The sequence below is a fragment of the Thermanaeromonas sp. C210 genome, assembly GCF_013167955.1.
Lineage (GTDB): Bacteria > Bacillota > DSM-521 > Neomoorellales > Neomoorellaceae > UBA12545.
In genome coordinates this window covers 217577-232005 of record NZ_BLWF01000003.1, presented here as the reverse complement: position 1 = coordinate 232005, position 14429 = coordinate 217577, and the positions used below count along the sequence as shown (strand labels likewise).

At 55.5% G+C, this 14429-nt stretch carries 17 protein-coding genes; all 17 read right to left on the bottom strand.

All coding sequences use genetic code 11. From position 1 onward, the window contains the following. Positions 1-23: 23 nt before the first annotated feature. Positions 24-770 carry a CRISPR-associated endoribonuclease Cas6 gene (cas6, locus tag TAMC210_RS08600; protein ID WP_173298402.1) on the bottom strand — a complete coding sequence of 249 codons (747 nt, stop codon included), beginning with the start codon at positions 768-770 and terminating at the stop codon, positions 24-26. A gap of 19 nt (positions 771-789) precedes the next feature. Next, positions 790-1305, bottom strand: a complete 516-nt coding sequence (locus tag TAMC210_RS08595; RefSeq protein WP_173298401.1) for a hypothetical protein — start codon at positions 1303-1305, stop codon at positions 790-792. A 29-nt stretch (positions 1306-1334) separates the two neighbouring features. Beyond that, positions 1335-2426: an RAMP superfamily CRISPR-associated protein gene (locus TAMC210_RS08590; protein ID WP_217267332.1), complete on the bottom strand. Its 1092-nt coding sequence runs from the start codon at positions 2424-2426 to the stop codon at positions 1335-1337. Further along, positions 2419-3309 (bottom strand): RAMP superfamily CRISPR-associated protein, encoded by an 891-nt coding sequence (locus TAMC210_RS08585; protein ID WP_173298399.1) that lies wholly within the window; start codon positions 3307-3309, stop codon positions 2419-2421. Before TAMC210_RS08585 ends, TAMC210_RS08590 begins: the two co-directional genes overlap by 8 nt. Beyond that, complete coding sequence (csx7, locus tag TAMC210_RS08580; RefSeq protein WP_173298398.1) at positions 3302-4132, bottom strand: type III CRISPR-associated RAMP protein Csx7; 831 nt, start codon at positions 4130-4132, stop codon at positions 3302-3304. The genes TAMC210_RS08585 and csx7 overlap by 8 nt, the downstream gene beginning before the upstream one ends. Next, positions 4129-4578, bottom strand: coding sequence for a hypothetical protein (locus TAMC210_RS08575; RefSeq protein WP_173298397.1), 450 nt, complete (start codon positions 4576-4578; stop codon positions 4129-4131). The genes csx7 and TAMC210_RS08575 overlap by 4 nt, the downstream gene beginning before the upstream one ends. Next, on the bottom strand, positions 4565-5746 hold the full coding sequence (locus TAMC210_RS08570) for a hypothetical protein (protein ID WP_173298396.1): 1182 nt from the start codon (positions 5744-5746) through the stop codon (positions 4565-4567). Before TAMC210_RS08570 ends, TAMC210_RS08575 begins: the two co-directional genes overlap by 14 nt. Next, the gene (locus TAMC210_RS08565) at positions 5734-6330 is read right to left on the bottom strand and encodes an RAMP superfamily CRISPR-associated protein (RefSeq protein WP_173298395.1); all 597 of its coding nucleotides are present in this window, start codon (positions 6328-6330) and stop codon (positions 5734-5736) included. The genes TAMC210_RS08570 and TAMC210_RS08565 overlap by 13 nt, the downstream gene beginning before the upstream one ends. Beyond that, positions 6327-8594: a Cas10/Cmr2 second palm domain-containing protein gene (locus TAMC210_RS08560; protein ID WP_173298394.1), complete on the bottom strand. Its 2268-nt coding sequence runs from the start codon at positions 8592-8594 to the stop codon at positions 6327-6329. The genes TAMC210_RS08565 and TAMC210_RS08560 overlap by 4 nt, the downstream gene beginning before the upstream one ends. A gap of 49 nt (positions 8595-8643) precedes the next feature. Next, a complete protein-coding gene (gene csx15 / locus TAMC210_RS08555; RefSeq protein WP_173298393.1) occupies positions 8644-9045 on the bottom strand; it encodes a CRISPR-associated protein Csx15 in 402 nt (133 codons plus the stop codon). Positions 9046-9050: 5 nt separating this feature from the next. Continuing rightward, positions 9051-9317 carry a hypothetical protein gene (locus tag TAMC210_RS13350; protein WP_217267331.1) on the bottom strand — a complete coding sequence of 89 codons (267 nt, stop codon included), beginning with the start codon at positions 9315-9317 and terminating at the stop codon, positions 9051-9053. 66 nt (positions 9318-9383) lie between these two features. Then, the gene (locus tag TAMC210_RS13345; RefSeq protein ID WP_217267330.1) at positions 9384-9947 is read right to left on the bottom strand and encodes a Card1-like endonuclease domain-containing protein; all 564 of its coding nucleotides are present in this window, start codon (positions 9945-9947) and stop codon (positions 9384-9386) included. 75 nt (positions 9948-10022) lie between these two features. Next, the gene (locus TAMC210_RS08545; protein WP_173298392.1) at positions 10023-10916 is read right to left on the bottom strand and encodes a CRISPR-associated protein Csx14; all 894 of its coding nucleotides are present in this window, start codon (positions 10914-10916) and stop codon (positions 10023-10025) included. Between the two features lie 199 nt (positions 10917-11115). Then, positions 11116-11325 (bottom strand): dodecin family protein, encoded by a 210-nt coding sequence (locus tag TAMC210_RS08540; protein WP_173298391.1) that lies wholly within the window; start codon positions 11323-11325, stop codon positions 11116-11118. A gap of 101 nt (positions 11326-11426) precedes the next feature. Next, positions 11427-12101 carry a hypothetical protein gene (locus TAMC210_RS08535; RefSeq protein WP_173298390.1) on the bottom strand — a complete coding sequence of 225 codons (675 nt, stop codon included), beginning with the start codon at positions 12099-12101 and terminating at the stop codon, positions 11427-11429. 233 nt (positions 12102-12334) lie between these two features. Further along, a complete protein-coding gene (hypE, locus tag TAMC210_RS08530) occupies positions 12335-13351 on the bottom strand; it encodes a hydrogenase expression/formation protein HypE (RefSeq protein WP_173298389.1) in 1017 nt (338 codons plus the stop codon). 1 nt (position 13352) lies between these two features. Then, positions 13353-14420, bottom strand: a complete 1068-nt coding sequence (hypD, locus tag TAMC210_RS08525) for a hydrogenase formation protein HypD (RefSeq protein WP_254388602.1) — start codon at positions 14418-14420, stop codon at positions 13353-13355. Positions 14421-14429 lie beyond the last annotated feature (9 nt).

Sequence of the window (14429 nt, the reverse complement as noted above, 5' to 3'; positions counted from 1 at the left end):
TCTGAGGCAGCAGGTTAGCGGAGCTATTCCGCCGGGGTGCAGCAGCCGTAACCCTGGGAGTTTTTGGCTCCCAGGCCGGCGTCGAGGGCGACCTGCAAAAGATCGGGGTCGCCGCGAAGCTCATATTGACCCATCCACCCTTTGACAACGGTTTCTTTATAGTAAGTGACCTTTAGATCCCGGTCATCCACCCGCGCCGGTCGGATGGCAAAGCCATTCACCCGGGCCGGACGGCCGTAAACCAAAAGGTGCTTTTTCGCCAGGTTATTGGCCACCAGCTCGGTAAAGCGCGGCTCAAAGGGCGAATAATAATATGTGTAGGTACGGCCGTCGCCGCCGGAAAGGGTGCTGTAAACAACCAGTGGGGAGAGCATTTGCACCCGAAGAATCCCCTGCATTACCCTTGGGGCTGCCGTGGCTATTTCCTTTACCTCCAGGCGGGCCTCTCCCAGCCGCACCTGCCCCTGGCGGAGAAAACCGGTCCCCAGCTCCTGGAGGATGAAAGGGATGGGAGAACAGATCACCAGTCGCAACGGCGGCGTGAGCACCAGCCGGCCGGCCGCCCGGTCGTAGATCACTGTCCGTCCCATCAAGCGAGAAAAGGTGAAAAGCTTAAAGCGGCGCTTTTCCAGGGCGAAGCCGTGCTCGTGCAGGTAGGTCCTGAGCACCGGATTTTCCATGTGTTGGTAGATAATTCCCTGAAGCAAATGGCCGTACTGAACGGGAACGGCCACCGGGCCTGGGGCGGTAAAAAAGATGGTGAGCTGCATGGTCCCGTTTCTCCCCCTGCTAGGTTTTTTTGAAGCCAGGCCAGTCTTTTAGGGCTTTCCACCGGGGGTCGATGACCTCCACCCCGCTCTTAGAGGTCTTTTCGGGCTCCCTGGTAGAAGCTCCTTTTTGCCTCTTGTCTTTGCCCGACACTTTGGCGGCAGAAGCCTTAACTCCGGCAGCCATCGCCCGGTGCAGCCGGCTTACCCAACCGATAACATAGGCCAGTTCCTCGAAAGAGAGCTCTTTAATAGCCGGGTGGTTCACCCTGCCATTACGAACCTGGAGGATCTCGAGGATCCTCTGATACTGGTTCCGCATACTGTAGCGGGCGAGAGGACTCCCGGGCAACGCTTCAATCAGTGACAGGGCTTGCTTTAACCGGTCCGCTCCTGCCGGAAGGCGAGAAAACTCCCGGAAGATGCCGGCTACGGTGTTGATAGCTGTTTGGCCCGCCCTGTCCGCGGCCCCCGGCCAGCCGGGTTCCTCCAGCAAGCGATAGGCAAGCCCCAAGAGCCGTTCCTTGTCCAACCCCATCCAGCCATTCCCTTCCCAACCGAATTTTTCTAATAGCCTTTTGCGCCCCACTCCGGCCCGCGGCGTATGCCCGACAGGATTTGGCGTACCAGGGCTACATTCTTCTGAATATCCGGATCGTTACTGCCGTAGTTTTGCGCCAGTTCCACGGGATCCGGATAGTCTGGTTTCACGAAAAAAGAATGCCTTGCATACCAGCTTACCTCCCGCAGCTTTAGCCGTACCGTGCCGTAATAAGCCGGTTTGCCGTAGCCCAGGCTCAGACGCATCGCTCCGTCTAGCCCAAGAGCAAAACAGAGCAAAGCTAATTCATCCCTGTCCAGGTTCTGAAAAGTTATCTCGCCCTGAAAGCAACTACCGGGCATCACCATTTCGCACGGCTGGTTTCCCGTGCGCGGCACTCCCTGGAGGTAGAACTTGCGTCCACGAAAGGATGGCGGCGGCAGCCGTCCTTTAAGACGCTTTTTCCAATTGAGCCACTCCTCCTTGGTACAGTCTGGACAGTGGAGGGGACCATTGCAGGGAACCTCCAAGTAAAACCGGCAGTAGTACAGGCGCTCGTTGCCGCCCCCCTTGTTCTCCTCTCGGGGATAATCTTTAAAGGGTTGTTCCAGCGCCGGCAGTCTTGCTACGGTCAGCTCAACTTCTCCTGCGGGCCTAAATTCACCAAACATTACCCTCCCACGGTAACCCTTGTCGTTTCCTGTAAAACCAAAAAGCCGGCAGGTAATGCAGGCAGCCTCTTCGGTACACTGAGTTCGCACTCCCGGAGGGAAGGCATTATCCAGCCTGGCAACGCTTCTGGCCGGCGACTGTGCCAGGCAACTACGCGCAACCGCCTCGGCAAGACTTCGCACCGCTCCTTTTAAAGAGGACCCAGGAATCACGGGGGTTTCGCCCCGCCGCAAAAAAGTTTGAACCGGTTGCCCGCCTATGAGGCGGAGGGAACCGCTACCGATGTGCAAAGGAGTTACAACCTCCAGCTCCAGCACCAGCTTCCCCGTCCAGCGGCGGCCATCCAGGCGATTGTGGGGCACGATCTCCCGCCGGTCTTCCGGCCGGACCGGCAACAGGGGGACGAAGGTATAGGGTTTATCGCGCAACAAAGTTCCCCTAGCCACCACTACTCACCTTCTCCCGCTTCCGCCGCGCGTCATTCTGTTTGCGCTGCAACTTTTCCAGTTCCTGGGCCAAATCGACATCGAGGTTAACAAGCCACGCAAGACCTTCGGCGTAAGACTCCCAGCAGTACTCCTTCCTACCAAACCGGCAATGGGTTACCTCTACGGCATCATCCTCCTCGTAACCGCGTATGGTCTTTCCGGGAGGAGTGCGGCGATAGTCCCGCACTACCGCCCGGACGTTTTCCACCCCCACTCTACCGTAACCCCTGGTGGTGCTGCCGCCGAGCAATATGTATCCCTCGTCCAGGTCCTGGAGCAACAGTCCGAGGAGTTTCAGCTGCCATAGGGCGAAATTGGTGAGGGTTATTTCTGCTCCGAAAGTGCCTTCCTCTACCGCTTCCGGGGTAAACAAAGCCTTTCCCTGGGTAGCTCCGGTAATGCGGTTGATGGCAACGTGGGTGCGCACATTAAGCTTAATAGGTTCACCCTCCACCGGAAAGGCGTCAGAACAGAACAGCCTGCCCGCCAGATAGGTCTGGCCGAAAAGCTGGGTAAGGGGGTCTGAAGCGTAATATATCTCCGAGCCCGACCTGTTCTTCATTTGCTTCTCCAGCTCCTGTTGCCCCTCGAACAGATCGGGGATATCCATACCCTCCGGCGCCAGGGCTCGCACAATCTGCTCCGCCCGGCTGCGCAGGACTCCTTTCAGGCTCGACCCGGGGATATAGGGAACCTCTTCCCCGTTGCGCCAGGCACGGATAAAGCGCATATCCGGTAAAAGCGGGTCCAAACCCGGCTCGTCCGGACCCTTTATTAGAAGGGGCCCCTTTGTGCGGAGCCAGAAGGAAATCCGCGCTTCGTTGCGCAAATTCTTAAACACCGCTTTCACCCCCCGCAGGGATACCTGATTCCCGGCAAGCTTCTTCCAGGTCCTTTGCAGGTATCCCCTCCCAGCCTCGAGACAAAAAGTCGCCTAAATTGGCCCGGGTGACCGTGGCCACCGTGACCTCCTTCAGGCACACCCTGCCCAGGCCGCGCCCCGTACCGCCTCCGAGGGGAAGCTCCCCTCGCGTAAACGGAAGCAGCGTGAGGAGTATATCCCGCCATTCCTTTTCAGCTGCATTTTCCACAACAGCTTCGAAGTGGAAGGCGGTTCCTGCCGGCACGGCCTCCACCTCGTACTTACGGGATGAGTAAGCCGTGCGTGTATCCCGGTTAATGGCCACCCCAGGCCGGACTTCGCAGAAGCCCGGCCAGCTGGCCTCGACCAAAAGGAGATCCCGGACCCTTAACCGGCCGGCAAAATGGGGACTGCCGAAAATGCGGCAGGCCGGGCACAGCCCCTTGTAGATGGCTTCAGCCAAAGCCCGGCGATTATCTCTGTATTTCCGCTTGAGCTCCTTTATTGGTTCTCCAGACAGGCAGGGGTCAGCCAGGGGATCGCAGCAACCCCTGTCGCCGTTATCCAGCTGGTCTAAAACCTGCTCGGCAAAAGCACGCCATACTCCTTTGAAGGAGGAACCCGGGATAAAGGGGCGCCCAAAAGAGTCCCGTATAACGGGATTGTCGATGGCCGTGGGATCGGGGGCCTCTCCCCCGCTGCCGATGCGCAGGGGGGTCAGTACCACCAGGCGTCCGGTGATCCGGCGACGGTTGTAAAAAATATCGTAAAGAGGACCGGCTCCTACCGCCAACGCGCTCACCTCCGTCCTTCCCCGGATTGAGCTCTTAAATATTCCAGGTACTTAACCCTCCAGGCCAGGTAGCCGAAAAACTGAGCCAGGCAAAGAAGAGAGAATCTCTTATCTTCCGGACGCTTCTGTCGTGCCATATCTACTATTTCTTTTAGCTCCCGCTTCAGCCTTTCACCAAAAGGCTCACCCTCAATCCTTTTGCTCCAGGACACTTCTTTATTGTCACGCCCCATCTGGTAATCGATAAAGGCCTCGATCTCCAGGGGAGTGGCCGCCATTTGGGCCAGCGCCACCAGGTTGCGGATCTGTTTGTCTCCCATTTCACTAGGCTTGGACTTGCTGCCCTCCAGAAAGTTCACAGCCCTTTGGGCCAGTTGTTCTTTGAGCTCGTTTAACGCCTTTCTCCTTTCCCGGTCAATACTTATATCCTCCACCAAGAGTTCATTTGCCTTCACCGGTAACCCCTCCTGTACTCAAGTGGAATTCGTCGCAGATGCTCACCGCCCCGTAGCCGTCTTCCGTTCTCTGCCCCAGACCCTGCTCCTCCAGGAGCTTGAGGGACTGAAGCAATTCACCCTCAAGAAATCCCTTTATGCGACACAGAAAAACGCTTCCCGCCGATACATATAGCGAAGCATTGCGGCGTCCGTAGAGGCGTTCTGCCGTACAGTAACCGCCGTAAACCTCGAAATCCGCGACAACCCTGATCACCGCGCCTATACGCCCTGCCAGGGGAGTTCCGTCAGGCAGCAGGGATTGTAGCAGCTCCCGCTGCAAAGTTTCCGTAGGAACCCGTTCCCCGGCCGCCCTCAGTTTTCGTGCTGGCAGGGTATCGGCCAGCAGAGTAAGGGATAGGTAAAAGGATTCCCCGGCCTCCTTATCCTCTGGAAGACCCGGCAGCCCGCGGGCCTTCTCCTGAAACCGCCTAATGCGCTCCTGCAGAGCGCCCGTATTGGAGACAACCGCCTCCTCAATGCGGACTTGAACCCGGCCCAACCCGACGCTGGTTTTCGCTCCCAGACGAAGGGTAAACTCCGAGGGTACACCAACCGCCGGACCAGGCACGGCAAGAGAGCCGCGAAAAGTCTGCCCTGCACTTAGAACGCGCAAAGCATAAAGCTGTTTCTCCTGGGCCACCTGACGGAAAGGATCTACTTCCAGGCGCGTGAGCAGGCGACGGTTTACCCCCACCAGACCATTCTGGCTATCAAGATAACCTGCTGCGCGTTCAGCAGGGCTCCCACATTCAGGGCAACGAGGCATTCCGGTCTTGAACAGGGTATCGAAGACAGGGTGCCGTTCGTCGAATTTACACCGGTAGGATGTTAGAGGCGCTACCTTTGCCCCCTCTTTGTACAGGTGGCTGAAACGGAGATCTCCGAAACAGGAACACAGACCGCGCCACGAACAGCCAGCGCATAGGGGGCCGTCTGTAAACTCTACCCAGTTCGACAGCACGCTGCCCGTCTCATAGGGACAGTCTTCCCTTATAGCCCGGGCCAGAGCGGCCCGTAGCACTCCACCTGGAATAAAATCACGGGAGGGGAGAAAGTAAGCCGAGGGTTCGCGCCTGTCGCCAACCAGTGTCGCGCTGTCCAGGGTCAGGGTTACTAAATACCGCATCTTTTCTCTGCCTCCACTACCTCCGCCTGGAACCACCCGAGACCCCGGCTCTTTCCCCAACCGAGGGCGTAATTATAGGCAAAGGCGTCCCTTATCACCGCCACCACTCGCTCCATATCCTTCTCCGGCACCACCCCGCTGATCCGGCCGTGATATACCGTTCCCTTCGCGCCAGCCGTCTCCAGCGTATAGAGGGCGCCCTCACGGGCCACCCTGCGGTAGCGGTCCATTCCAATCCCGGAGCGCAAGCTGATCCAGGGTCCGCCATCCTCTGGCTCGGGCCAGGCATCGTCGAAATAAAGGCTTCCCCTTCTATTTCCCGGACGACCGAAGATCAAGCAGACAGGACAGGTACACTCCAGAATTTCCCGGCAGACTCCTTCTGCCCCGTATATCCCAGCCCCCGCCAAAGCCCTCGCCGCCGCCCGCAGCCTTCCCTTAATGGTGGAGCCGGGGATAACGGGAACCCCGCCTTCCCGGTAGAGGTAGCTGTCCAGAAACCCCGCTCCTCCGGTACCATTCCCCACGTGCACTGGAGTCAAGAGTCTCAGACGGTAGCAAATACAAAGGGCCGTTTTCTTCAACGGCTTTCACCTCCCGCCCCAACGTAATTCCAGAGTTCCACTACATCCAGCCAGGGGCAATAATAACGGCCTTCGCGCTCAAAAAACATGGCGGGATCACTGTCCAGGCCCGTTAAAGGATACCAGCAATCTCGCAGTGTTTCGCGCTGCTCCTCGCTAAGGCGAGAGAACTGGTAGTTAAAGTAGAGTTCCGCCACCTGCTGACCATAATGTTCCACTACCAGTCGCAACCCGTAAAACCAGCTCCTACCGGGTGCCTGTCGCGCCGCCCGGAGCCGGCGTACCGCCTCCATGAAACTCAGGGCTTCAGTAAAAGTATAGGGCCGCAAGGTGAGATTCACATTGCCTTGGCGAAAAGTTTTCGAACGGTAAGTGGCGATGTTATCCTCATAGCCACCATGAGAGGTGAGGACGGCTACGTCTAAGGTGCCTTCCCTCAATTCCCTTTTCCCCTTATATGCGTCTTCATAAACCCGCTTTTTTGCTTCTTTTAAGAGCGCCTTCGCCAGCTCGAAAAGATAGCGCACCGGCGTTTTGGCACCGGCAATAACCACACCGAGGGAGAGGGTGGGTGCGGGTTTATCTTCCGACAAGTTTTTAAACAGCCTGTCGAAACTCTTGCCAAGGGCGGTAGCCACGGGCAACGCAGCCTGCGCCGGGACAAGGGTCAAGATATCGTCTCCCCCCAGGGCTATTATTTCTACCGCCCGGTTATTCAGAAGCTCCTGATATTCTTTTAGTACCGTAAAAGTCGCCGTATAGGCGGCATTTTCGGTGAACTGGCTGAGACAGCGAAGCTGGCCCAGGGAATCGCACTGGCTAAACAGGCTTCCGAAGCTATTGCCATCCGCGTAGATCACCGCGATCTCATTATTGAAGTCAGCAATATCATCAATTTCCTGAGCTGAAGGAAGGCTTGCTTCCTCGCCGCGCGCCCGCCAGAAACGGTGGTAATCTTCGGCGAAGACCGTCTTTCCGGCTTTTTGCCCGGCGATTTGCTTACGCAGGCACGAAGCGCAGAGAGGCCGTTCCTCGTCCTGATACGGCCAAACCCTTAAGGCGGGACGAAGACCGCACGATGCGCACCATTCCCCGGCCCCGGCCTTCGGTAAGGTCAGAGGCGCAATGGTCGGAAATTCCTCGCTATACAGATTTAAATCTCCCTCGGTTGTGTCCCACGCGGGGACCAGCGCGTTCCGGCGGACGGTAATCTCATCGCTCAGACGCTGACGCAACTGGCGGAAGCAGGCGAGGTCAGCTACATGCGCTCTACAGGATACGCCGACTGCGCGGGCGGTAAGGCATACCTCTCGGTGCAACCGCTCGATTTCCCCTGCAACCGTCTCCCCTCTACCGGCCGGCACCACTGCCATGACGTGGCCGCCGCCGGCATAGACCAGGGATTCTGCAGTCAAGCCGGGGAGGATACTAAACATCCGGTAGTAACGCTTACGGTTTATGTCGTCCAGGAGCACGCTGGCACCGCGTATCTCGCCGATGCGATTCGTTTCCAAGTAGTAGTCCTTAACCTTAAAGGCACCGCCTTCAACTATTTCCAGGGGCGGTAATTCCCCCAAAAGGGCGCCTGCTTTCCCTGAAGATAACTCCTGGGGGCAGCCTGCTAGCAGGGAGGACGCCTCGTAGGCCTTTAGCAGTTCCTCGGGTATCGGCACCAAAAACGGTGGGCCTTCTTGCGTCCCGTAAACGTTGCTGCCGTCGAGAAGAGAAGTGAGGCGGAGCTTGGGCCATTCTTCCGGCAGTAACCGGTCACCTACGAGGGCATAAAATAGGCCTGTACGCAGGATAAGGAAATCAGCCAACCGTATACAAGGTTTGTTTCCCCTGCTCAGCCAGTCAACCGGAGGCCCTGTTTCAGACGCCCGGCAACCGCCGGGCCCCGGATAGGGCAACTCGGGCCACAGAGCCGCTAATGGAATCTTCAAACCAGTTACATCTTGAACAGTATCCTCTTTTTTATCGAAGTGAAAGCCTTCATCTTCCAGATATTGTTTACGACAGAAAACATCCCGTTGAGAGAGAAAAAAAGACAGTTGTTCGGCGGCGAAAGCCGGGCCCTTCCCTCTCACCAAACTCTCCACCCAGGCCAACCCGGACCGCGTAATTTCAGCGGCCTTCTCCCTCTCGAGGTAATAGCGGCTACCGGTCACCGGATGAACCCAGCAAAAGGCGTTTAAGGGCGGTCTTTCCGTTTTCGCCGGTTCTCCCAGAGGGTCACAGACTTCCTTCAGCCAGTCGATGAACATCAAGTTTTTATCACCTCCCCATATTTCCACGTTAAAAATATTTGCTCATTTATTTGCTAGTGGGCATACGCTGGCGCTTTGCCCGAGCGTTTTCCCGCACCGCCTGCAGGTTAAGGATCTCGGCCACCTCGAAGCGGGGCGGTACGCTGTTGGCCACCGGGCGCAGACGTACCACCGCCGGAAAATAGCCGCACCTTCCGTGTAACTCGGCCAGGAGCGCCACCGCGCTGAAGTTCAGAGATGGCGGGTTAATAAGAATGGGCAACGTCTGCCACTCCTCCGGTGTGAGACCGGCCCGGTCGGCCATGGCCGCTACCTGAGGAACTAAGGGCTGCTGGGGATCGATCTGGGCGTCGATTTCGATGACCCGGTCCATCCTTTTTTGGGTAAGGTCCTCCAGTTGCTGCAACTGCTCCGCGGTAAAGGGATGGGAAAAGTTGAGAAGAACCAAGTTTTTTAGCCTCCCAGTTCTCTTGTCACCGTCTGTATCAGCTTTTCCATGTCTTCTTCCGACAACTCTCCTTTTTGCGCCGAGGGAAGTTCGATTACCGTGATCCCATGCGCCCTGGCCAGCTCGAGGTTGTTGGACCCATATTCACGGTCCAAAATGAGAAACTTTTTGGTATAGGTTCCCAGGAAACGCGGCTCGGCGGCAGTGTTTAGCTGGTCAATGCCTTCCTTACTTAGAGCCTTGTTCCCGCTTTTCACTTCGGCGATGCCCACACGATTACCGCAGCGCAGCACGAGATCAATTTCAAGTGCGTTCGTGGGCTTCACGGAGGTCTTTATTTAGTCAACCTTTTGCTGTAACACCCCGGCCACCCTTTTTTCAAAATCATTCTTGAATTCACCTTCTGTATATTCTCCAAGGTGTACTCTCAAGTAAAGGTCAATGTTAAGCACCGGCGGTACCTCGTCCACCCTTTCGAGCACCGGAGCGCCATCAAAAAAGCGGTAATGGTATACTACGCTTTTCTTCCCCTCGCTCTGTACGTAAAGAAAAGGGCTAGAAAACTGCTCCGCCAGGCGGTAAGCCGCCAAGGCCATGGGCTTAGTGCCACCTGTAAGGTTGAAAACAATTTTATCCGGAGGCCAGTTTTTCTCCTTGATAACCCTCTTGAGCTTGCTCTCGACATCTGCCATATCGTAGGGGGCAACGTATACAGGCTCATCCTCAACCGAAATACCGCTTTCTTGGCTACGCTTTTTGAGGACCGAGCGCAATCGTTCACTAACACCTTTAGTGCGCTCTGTACAAACCAAAACTACATGCTCGGGCCTTGCGTGCAGCACTGCCAGCAGGTTCGGCACCGGCTGTTCACCGACAAGAGAAATCATCACTGTTCCGCGCACGGCATCTCTTCCTCCCTGCATTTTCTCTCCTTGTCCATCTCCGCCTGCGAAATTGCCAAAGTTTAAACTCCCACCTCACCCTTCCAATTCCGTCAGAGCGAAATAGGGCGCGAATTCGGCGATCAGCACGTTGCGGTCCACGTTGCCCTCCGGGTAGTCAAGCCATTCCCTGAGCTTTTCATAAACGCTACAGAGCTGGTTGGCTACGGTCTGTTCCCTTTTGCCCAGGGCTTTGGCGATACTGGCGTTATCAAGGCCTCGACAGGCCAACCGGACCACTTCCCGCTCCGCCGCCGTGAGCCAGTGACGGATAAACTCCCGCTGTCGCCTGCGCCGGGCGCTCCGATTTATCCTTTCGTACCACGCTACCACCTCCTCGGGGTCGTCCAATTCTGCTACCGCGCGCATCAAGGTACCTGTCTCAGCCCAACGCACCACGGGCACCGGGACAAGCCAAACCCTCTCGCCGGATGACAGGTGCAACCTGGGTTCTGCGCCCGGATGCCAACCCTCAGTGACCAGGTGCCAGGCGCAATCTTCGGGGCCGAAGAGTAGTTGGGCCACCACCATGGCCATAATACCCATCACCTTACGGCCGCCGGAAAGGCACAGGTGGATAACCCGCTCCTCCTGTCTGGCACGGCGTACGACCTCGTAAAGGGTCCGCAAAAGAGAGCGCAAGTCGTCCGGGCCGTAGAAATCCTCCATCCGGCCTCCGGGCGAGGTTACAGGAACGGTAAGGAGTCCGATGCCCGGGTAAACGTCAGCAGCAAACTCGCGGGCTATAATATCTAGGGCCCGGCGTACACCGGGATTCTCGGTATAAACTACTACAACTTCGTCAACCCGCCTGCCCTTAGACAACAGGTAATCCAGGGTGATGGTCACCACCTGGGGCTCCAAACCCAGGGTGGCAATGAGACTCTCGCCGCTTCGTTTCTGTTTTACGGGTAATGCTTGTATTTTCATTTTTCTTTCATCGTGCACCGTCAAATTGCACTATACAAGAAATCCCTCTACTACATAACTACGGTAATGAATTACTAAATTCCTCGGAGAGAATAAATTCGACACGGATCTACCTAATTCCTCCTTGGGAGGCAAAATTTTTCAAATTGTACGGGTGGCCCGGTGCAAGAGTAAAGCCCCGGAATTTCCGGGGCTTTACTTAAATATCGCCGCCGTGGTCGGCATATACGATCTTTACGTTGGCCTTGAACTCCGTCAGCTTACCGTTCTTAACGTTGGCCGTAAGGTTGCATATTTCTACACCTGAAATGTTCGGTATCTCCTTGGCAGCTTCCGCCACCGCCGCCTGGACAGCATCTTTCCAGTTGGACGGCGATTCTCCTACCAGTTCTGCTACCTTTACGGGCATGGCTTTCCCCCTCTCTTCTGGCTTCCTTCCTCTTTATTATTTCCTTACCCTGTCGTAAGTATGTTTTAGCCAGCTTGGGCGAGGGCAAAAGTATTTCCTATTTAAATATAAAAGAGGTAGACTGCAGCTGCCAGGAGTCCAGCGATATACACCAGGATATAGAGCAACATCCAGTTGCTAGGTGTCGACAGGCTGCCACAAGGTCCCAGGAAATCCTGCAAGTTGGTGATGCCCATACTCATATCAGCAGGGGCCATCCGGCCTACCAGGGTATGCACCAGCCGGCGGTAAACGACATCCGCCGGCAAAAGGAGGCTGCTGATCACGCCGATATAGATAGATGGAAGTGGTACTTTCCAGCATGACCCAATTTGCTCGATCATGCCCCCTACCATGGATACGACATAGAGGGCGAAGACCAGGATGCCGTTTCCCAGGGTGGGCAGCCATACTGTACCCAGCACGGTTACCGCCAGCAGGACCAGGGGCTCCAGGATAAAAAGGGCCAGGGCCATCCCCAGGCCAGGGACCACCCCGAGCTGCCAGTATACCAGCCCTGCCAGGGCGAGGAAAAACAGAGCCGCGTAAATCATCAACATGGCCGCCTGGCCGGCAAACTTGCCCAAAAGCAAGGCTGGCCGGGACAGGGGCCGTACGGCCAGGGTATAAAGGGTGCCTTCCAGGCCCGCCCGCAAAAAGACGCCCCCATGTTTTCTTAAATAACTATTGAGCTGTTCGACATTGGAGGTGATGGCGATCTGAAGGCCTTCTTCCAACCAGATGCCCCCCCTCTCCCGCCCGGCCAGGGAGGGCGGCAATTTCAATTTAAGGCCCGTCAGGCTTTCTATCTGGTCATCTGGTCCTGGTCGGGGTTGACCTTAACCACCTGCCTGGGCTTCTGGACTGCCACCCGGCCAAAATTCTTAATGTCTACCTCTCCCGCTTCACCGTTTAACAGCTTCAGTTTTACTATACATCAGCCTGCTAACTTAATCAGAAGGTGCAGTAATCAACAGATCCGTGGTAAAGGACTCCCAGCTAGAAGATCTAAAAGCTTAGCACCTCCAAGGGATGTAGAGAGATAGACGTTACCATTACCAGGCTTCACCTCACCTATAATACAAGCATTTCTTCCCAGTTCATGCCCTTGCATTACCGCTACAGCTTTTCCTGCTTCCTCCGGGCTGATAATACTCATAAATTTCCCCTCGTTTGCAAGATAAAGGGGATCCAGCCCCAACATCTCGGCTACCCCCTTTACCCTGGCATCTATTGGGATACAATTTTCATCCAGCCAAATATCTAACCCGCAGGCTGAGGCAATTTCTTTAGCTGCTGTTGCGAGGCCGCCCCGGGTAAGATCCCGCATCATCTTAATTCCCCGAACTTCCTTTAAAAGCAAGTTAATTATACCATTCAGCGGGGCACAATCGCTCATGACCTGCTCTGCAGAATCGAAACCATACCGCTTACCAAGTACTGCTATACCGTGTTGGCCAAGACTGCCATTGATCAAAACTTTATCACCGGGTTTAATCCGGTGGTACCCCAAATCTATTCCTTGGGGGATAAAACCTACTCCGGTAGTATTAATAAAAATTTTATCCAGGTGCCCCTTTTCAACTACCTTCGTATCCCCAGCGATAATTTCCACGCCAGCCAAATTACAGGCCGCCGCCATAGAGCGCACAATACGTTCCAAATCAATGAGCGACAAACCTTCTTCTAAAATAAAAGAAGCCGTAAGATACTGGGGCTGTGCACCGCTAACGGCCAGATCATTGACCGTACCATAAACTGCCAGTTTTCCCACATCACCCCCCGGGAAGAAAAGGGGGTCAACCACAAAGGAATCAGTAGTAACAGCCAATTTCCCTTCACTTACTGAAAAAACTGCCGCATCGCTGAGGTTTTTTAATATGCTGCCTCCGAAATAGCGAAGAAAAAGGGTATTAATGAGTTCGTGGGTGAGGGCACCCCCGTCACCGTGAGCCAGTAAAATAATATCCTTGCCGTCCCCTTCCACCTTAGTTGCCACCCCCAATAGGCAAGGATCGTTCAAATCGGTAGTAAGCCGCACAAGCCCCTTCACTGGAAACCATGCAAGGGCCTACAGGGTGAACCGGCGTGCAGGCCTTGCCAAAGAACCGGCAATCCGGAGGTAAAAGTTTCCCTCGCAAAACTTCTCCACAAGCACAATCTAACGAGTGGCGTGGCGGAAGCAGTTCTATATTTAGTTTAAATCGGGCATCAAAATCGCGAAAGGTTTCCCGCAGAAAAAGCCCGCTTTTAGGAATAACTCCCAGACCCCGCCAGGAAACATCGACCACCTCAAAACACTCCGCTATCCGCTCTCGGGCGTACGGGTTGCCCTTTTCCCGTACCACCCTCGTATACTTGTTCACAACCTGTGCCTCGCCACGTAGCAGTTGAGACAAAAGCTCGTGCAGGGCAATCATGATATCCAGGGGCTCAAAACCACTAATTACCGCTGGTAAGCCATACTCTTGAGCGATAAAATCAAAAGCCCCCCTGCCAGTAACGGCACCAACATGTCCTGGTAAAATGAATCCGTCAAGTTTTAGTTCAGGGTCACTAAGAACCGCCCGGACAGCAGGGGGAATAAGTTTATGGGCTGAGAAAATACTAAAGTTTTTAACCCCCCTGGTCCGGGCTTGGGCAAGGCTGAAAGCGACTACAGGGATGGTTGTTTCGAAACCAATTCCTAAAAATACCACCTCTTTTTGCGGGTTAGCCTCAGCAAAGGCTACCGCATCCAGCGGCGAGTAAAATACCCGCACATCGGCACCGCCAGCGCGTTCCCTCTCCAGGGAGGATTGGCTGCCGGGCACGCGCATCAGATCCCCAAAGGTCCCCACCGTAACCTCAGGTAAGCGTGCAAGATTTAGCATCATATCGATTTCCTCATAATCTGTTACACAAACAGGACATCCCGGACCACTTCTCAGTTCCAGACGGCCCGCCAACAGGCTACGCAATCCCATCCTGGAGATAGATACTGTGTGCGTTCCGCATACTTCCATAAAAACTGCGGGGCGCCCAAGACGTTCAGCCACCTGGTCTGCCAGCCCCAAGACCTTACG

Bases quoted from the DNA above. Each gene is read 5' to 3' on its own strand.
- TAMC210_RS08545 (WP_173298392.1), bottom strand. From the start codon at position 10,916: ATGAAAATACAAGCATTACCCGTAAAACAGAAACGAAGCGGCGAGAGT.
- TAMC210_RS08540 (WP_173298391.1), bottom strand. From the start codon at position 11,325: ATGCCCGTAAAGGTAGCAGAACTGGTAGGAGAATCGCCGTCCAACTGG.
- TAMC210_RS08595 (WP_173298401.1), bottom strand. From the start codon at position 1,305: ATGGGGTTGGACAAGGAACGGCTCTTGGGGCTTGCCTATCGCTTGCTG.
- TAMC210_RS08570 (WP_173298396.1), bottom strand. From the start codon at position 5,746: ATGCGGTATTTAGTAACCCTGACCCTGGACAGCGCGACACTGGTTGGC.
- cas6 (WP_173298402.1), bottom strand. From the start codon at position 770: ATGCAGCTCACCATCTTTTTTACCGCCCCAGGCCCGGTGGCCGTTCCC.
- TAMC210_RS08560 (WP_173298394.1), bottom strand. From the start codon at position 8,594: ATGTTCATCGACTGGCTGAAGGAAGTCTGTGACCCTCTGGGAGAACCG.